Genomic DNA, 1,759 nt, shown 5'->3' on the forward strand with positions numbered 1-1,759 from the left:
GTTTGGCCAACCGGCGATCGTCGGCTATGTTGCGCCGCGCCCATCGGCTGGGGCGCTCAGCGCGATTTCCCGGGCGGGCGCGGAACAGATGCCGTGGGCGGGAGGCCAGCGCGGGTCGCCGGTGTGGCCGCCCTGACTGGCGGGAGGGGGCCGGCCATGCCGGTAAGCCGGTCCTCGCACCACTTCAAGGCTTCTTCGACCGTGGCGAAGCCACCCTCGCGCAGGGTGTGCGTCCACGCACCGGCGTCGACCTCGTCGACCACGACGCGGAACTCAGGGGTGGCTCGCTCGTCCAGGGCGCGCAGGGCCACCACGATGACCGCGTCGTCCGGGTCGTCCCGGGTGTAGGAGTAGCCGAGTGCGTAGTGGTCGCCGTCGGCCGCGAGGCGTTGTTCCAATGCCCTCGTCGCCTCGTCCGCCGGTGGCGGACCCAATTCGGGGTTGAGGCCGATGCCGTCGGCGGGACAACCGCGGTGGATCAGCCAGGACTGCGCCATCGAGGGCAGCGGCAGCGCAGCGTGTTCGAAGTCGAACGTCCGCTTCTCGTGATGCCGGTGCAGGTGGACGGCGACGTACTGAGGGACGCCCGGGTCCCAGGTGGCGGTGTGGTCGAACAGGACGTAGTAGCTGTGCGCACCGCTGGTGGTGTGGTGCTCGGCAAGCGGGGCGAGCATGTCCTCGCGGAGCTGGATCTGCAGGTAGAAGTCGAGGAGGGTCTGCTCGTCGGCATCGAGCCTGTCCACGTTGAAGTCGACTTCCGGTTCACTCCCCTGGGCAGGCTTCGGTACAGCGGAGGACAACAAGAGCCTTTCGGTAGGTGTGGGTCAGCGCCGGTGCGCTGGAGTGGACGGCCATGCTCCGGGCCGCGCCGCCGCCTTCTGCGCCCCGCCCACCGCGGGACGGCGGCCGGCGGCGAGTGCGGCGCGGCCGGCGTCGGTGAGGGTGACGGGCTGTCCGGCGTGGACGGGGCGGCTGGTGTCGACGGACACGAGACCGCCGGATGCGAGGCGCTGCAGTTCGGCGTAGGGGATGCGGGTGCCGGAAGCCGCGGTCACCGCGAGGCGGCCGGTCAGCAGGTGCTCGTAGAGCTTGGCGCCGCCGGCGATGGCAAGCAGTGCCGCCTGACCGGCAGTCGAGATCGCTTCTGCCGCCGCGCGCGGAGCCGCGCGGGCGGCGGCCTCGACCGGCTCCAGGGCGGCGAGCACCCGTCGCGCAGCGGCATCCCGGACGCCGGCAGCGTCCTGCAACTGGTCCACGGTGCGGTCGATCCGTTCGAACAGGACGGCATCAACGGGGAACTCGCCGCTGGACAGTCGGTTCAGGAGGGTGCGGTAGAAGGTCACGCCCGTCTCGGCCTCGGCCAACTCACGGTGCCGGTCGACCAGGTCGATGTGTGGCGCGTCGAGGACGCCGCAGTCGCGATGGGTCCACAGGGTGTCGACGTCGTGACCGGTGGCGGCCTCGATCCGGGAGTCGAGCGAGGAAACCGCGCGCCGGGCTGCTGCCGACGCAGCATCACGGGGCATGGGCGGCGACTTCCGTGTACTCAGAGGGTGTGCCGGTGCGAGGGGGTGTGCGCAGGGAGGGGCAGGCCCGGCATCGCGGAGGGCAGTGGTCCCGGCCGAGGTGCCGGTCCTCGGGCCGCCAGCTGCGGCGATCCCGAACGCGCCGCGTGCGTGCGCGCGCTCAGCGGGCGGCGCGCCATCCCCAATCTCCGCCCGACCTCGTCGTAGACGTCGTTGCCGGCCCGCGGGCGGAC

General features: G+C 72.1%; 2 protein-coding genes and 1 pseudogene. All 3 read right to left on the reverse strand.

Going from position 1 to position 1,759, the window contains the following annotated elements:
* Positions 1–56: 56 nt before the first annotated feature.
* The gene (locus ABZ855_RS48265) at positions 57–800 is read right to left on the reverse strand and encodes a hypothetical protein (RefSeq protein ID WP_360820434.1); all 744 of its coding nucleotides are present in this window, start codon (positions 798–800) and stop codon (positions 57–59) included.
* A gap of 24 nt (positions 801–824) precedes the next feature.
* Entirely contained in the window at positions 825–1,526 is a 702-nt protein-coding gene (locus ABZ855_RS48270) for a hypothetical protein (protein ID WP_360820431.1), read from the reverse strand.
* Between the two features lie 20 nt (positions 1,527–1,546).
* Positions 1,547–1,759, reverse strand: a pseudogene (locus ABZ855_RS48275) (hypothetical protein); the annotation flags it as partial.

It is taken from the genome of Streptomyces sp. NPDC047042 (assembly GCF_040644035.1).
Lineage (GTDB): Bacteria > Actinomycetota > Actinomycetes > Streptomycetales > Streptomycetaceae > Streptomyces.